At 60.5% G+C, this 3,272-nt stretch carries 3 protein-coding genes and 1 pseudogene; 3 read left to right on the top strand and 1 reads right to left on the bottom strand.

The window, feature by feature from the left end; translation table 11 throughout:
- Positions 1–697, bottom strand: a 697-nt coding sequence (locus AC1D17_RS28230) for a cytochrome c biogenesis CcdA family protein (RefSeq protein ID WP_477568527.1), incomplete at its 3' end; no start/stop codon positions are given.
- A 320-nt stretch (positions 698–1,017) separates the two neighbouring features.
- Here AC1D17_RS28230 and AC1D17_RS28235 point away from each other — a divergent pair.
- The 3 genes and pseudogenes from AC1D17_RS28235 to AC1D17_RS28245 all read left to right on the top strand — a co-directional run.
- A complete protein-coding gene (locus AC1D17_RS28235) occupies positions 1,018–2,058 on the top strand; it encodes an alpha/beta fold hydrolase (protein WP_477568528.1) in 1,041 nt (346 codons plus the stop codon).
- Between the two features lie 98 nt (positions 2,059–2,156).
- On the top strand, positions 2,157–2,897 hold the full coding sequence (locus AC1D17_RS28240) for a response regulator (RefSeq protein ID WP_477568529.1): 741 nt from the start codon (positions 2,157–2,159) through the stop codon (positions 2,895–2,897).
- Positions 2,894–3,272 (top strand): annotated as a pseudogene (locus tag AC1D17_RS28245) (two-component sensor histidine kinase); the annotation flags it as partial. The gene AC1D17_RS28240 and the pseudogene AC1D17_RS28245, both read left to right, overlap by 4 nt.

A 3,272-nucleotide genomic window follows, 5' to 3' on the forward strand; every position in this document is an offset into this window, starting at 1 on the left:
GTTCGAAGGCCGCCGTGCTGGCATAGGAAAGCCGTGCGAGGAGGCCGGTGTCCAGGCCAAGCGCAATGACGGCAACGCCGGCCAGAACCGCGGCACCGAGCACCTGACGAATACGCTCGCTGACGCCGAGCGACCGCTTCATGCCGGCAAAGATCTTACCCCCGACAAGAAGGGCAATGGCAAGCGATGTCGCGGCACCAGCGGCATAAGCGGCGAGCAGAAACGTCGTCTGGAGATTGGCGCCGTTTAATGCCGCACCCGTTAGCAGAAGGCCGAGGATCGGCCCGGCGCAGGGAGCCCAGAGCAGCCCGGTCGCCACGCCGAGGATGAAGGAGCTTGTTGAAGTGGGCACGGACTGGGGTTTGCGCGACGCATTCAGCAGCCTGTTGCCGAAGTCAACGACCGGCTGGGTGATGACGCTTGCAATGCGTGGCGACAAAAGGCTGACGCCAAAGACCGCAAGCAGCAGGATCGCCGCAAGGCGGCCGTATTCATTGGCATGGACCGCCCAACTTCCGCCGACTGCTGCAAGCGTCGCGACAAGTGCGAAAGTGACACTCATCCCGATCAGCATGGGCAGCGTGCTGCGCATAAACGGCTGTCCCGCACGGGCAAAGACGAAGGGGAGAATGGGAAGGATGCATGGGCTGAGGATGGTCAGCGCCCCTCCGAGATAGGCAATGATGAGAAGTGTCATCGTCGTTTCCTTGAAACCGGTTGGTCGGGTTCTGGACGGCGATGGGGCACGACCAGCAACGGGGGCCAATCTGGTCGGAGCGACGTATCCCGGATGTGTCCGGCTTCCATAAGAAGTGTACCGCAGTGTAGGAATCTGCTGGGTCCACGACAGAGCGACACAAATCGTTTGCCGCCCGCATGGATGCGGGTCTGATGTATCAGAATGTATCAAGGTGGCCGGATGCTACATCCGCACTCAATTTCGGGCGATGCGGGACACATGGGGGATACATGCAGCCGGCTTTCTTCCCATCACGATCAATCGAGATGGAGAGAACGATGTCCCCTGAATTCAACCACCAGCGCCGCCGCTTCTTCGGTGTTGCCGCCCTGACCATTGCTGCCGCCGAATTCGGCGTGACCACGATCGCCAATGCCGCGTCACCCGTGGTATCGGCGGCGATCAAGGCGGAAGGGCATACATCGTTCGCGGCGCTGAAGCAGATCAAGGCAGGCGTGCTCGATATCGGATACGCAGAAGCCGGTCCGTCGGATGGCCCCGTCGTCCTGCTCGTTCACGGCTGGCCCTACGACATCTACAGCTATGTCGATGTCGCGCCGATCCTGGCCGATGCAGGCTACCGTGTCCTCATTCCCTACCTGCGCGGCTACGGCACGACGCGCTTCCTTTTGGACGAGACACCGCGCAACGGCCAGCAGGCGGCGCTGGCCGCTGACATGATCGCCTTGATGGATGCCCTCGGCATCGAAAAGGCGATCCTCGGCGGATATGACTGGGGTGCGCGCACCGTCAACATCATGGCTGCTCTCTGGCCCGAACGCTGCAAGGCGATGGTTTCCGTCAGCGGCTATCTCATTGGCAGCCAGGAAATTAATAGGAAGCCTTTGCTGCCGAAGGCGGAGCTGTCCTGGTGGTATCAGTTCTACTTCGCAACGGAACGCGGCCGGCTCGGCTACGCCGCCAACACGCACGAGTTTGCAAAGCTGATTTGGCAGACGGCCTCGCCAACCTGGAAGTTCGACGACGCGACCTTCGATCGTTCGGCAACAGCGTTCGACAATCCGGACCATGTGGACATCACCATCCATAATTATCGCTGGCGGCTCGGTCTCGCAGAAGGCGAGGCGAAATACGACGTCTACGAGAAGCAGCTGGCAAGAGGGCCGATCATCACCATTCCGACGATCACCATGGAAGGCGATGAAAACGCCGCGCCGCATCCAAAACTATCCTCCTATGCGAAGAGGTTCTCCGGAAAATACGAGCATCGAAATGTAACGGGTGGTATCGGACACAATCTACCACAGGAGGCGCCGCAGGCCTTCGCCCAGGCCATCCTTGATGTCGCGCGATTCTGACGGGCAGTGCTGCCGCGAGAAACCTCTTTACTCGCGACGGCCGTCACGCGCAAATAACAGGTGTAAAGCGGCCAATGGGTACTTTTGAAAGACTACAGATGGAGCATGTCGACCACATTCTGATCGTCGATGACGACCGTGAAATTCGCGAACTGGTATCGAGTTACCTGAAGAAGAACGGCCTTCGGACCACGGTTGCTGCTGACGGCCGGCAGATGCGCAATTTTCTTGAAACCAGCACGGTCGATCTGATCGTGCTGGATGTGATGATGCCGGGCGATGACGGGCTGGTCCTTTGCCGGGAGCTTCGCGCCGGCAAACACAAGGCGACGCCGGTCGTCATGTTGACGGCGCGCGACGATGAGATGGACCGGATCATCGGGCTTGAAATGGGCGCCGACGATTATCTGCCGAAGCCTTTCGCGGCGCGTGAGCTTCTTGCCCGCATCAAGGCGGTGCTGCGGCGCACGCGAATGTTGCCGCCAAACCTTCAGATCAGCGAGGCAGGACAACTGCTGGCGTTCGGCGATTGGCGGCTCGACACTGTTGGACGGCATCTTCTCGACAGAGACGGTACGGAGATCGCGCTAAGTGGTGCCGAATACCGGCTGCTGCGGGTCTTCATCGATCATCCCCAACGCGTGCTCAACCGTGACCAGATCCTGAACCTCACGCAGGGCCGCGATGCCGAGCTCTTCGACCGATCGATCGACCTTCTGGTAAGTCGTCTGCGCCAGCGGCTCGGCGACGATGCACGCGAGCCGACCTACATCAAGACGGTGCGGGCCGAAGGCTATGTGTTCTCCGTACCGGTCGAGATTTCGGTGCCCAAGACATGAGTGAGGGCGGCAAGTCCCGTTTTGGCTGGTGGCCAAGCACGCTACGCTCCCGCCTCTTCCTGATCCTGTTTGCCGGACTGGCGGTCGCCTATAGCCTCTCGTTCAGCATTCTTTTTGCCGAACGCTACATGTCGGCCAAGGCAGTCATGCTCGGGACGCTGGAAAGCGATCTGGCAACGTCGATTGCCGTCATCGACCGACTTCCCGCCAAGGAGCGGGCCGAATGGCTGGATCGCCTGAGCCGTGGCAGCTATCGCCTTGTTCTTGGGCCTGGTCTTCCCGGTGTGCCGGACATGTCCGGCAGCGGAGCGGAGATTGCGAAACGAATAGAGGAGGCGGCAGGCAACAGGTTTCCGCTGCGCGTCGAAGCCATCC

The sequence above is a fragment of the Pararhizobium sp. P1_E7 genome, assembly GCF_056405855.1.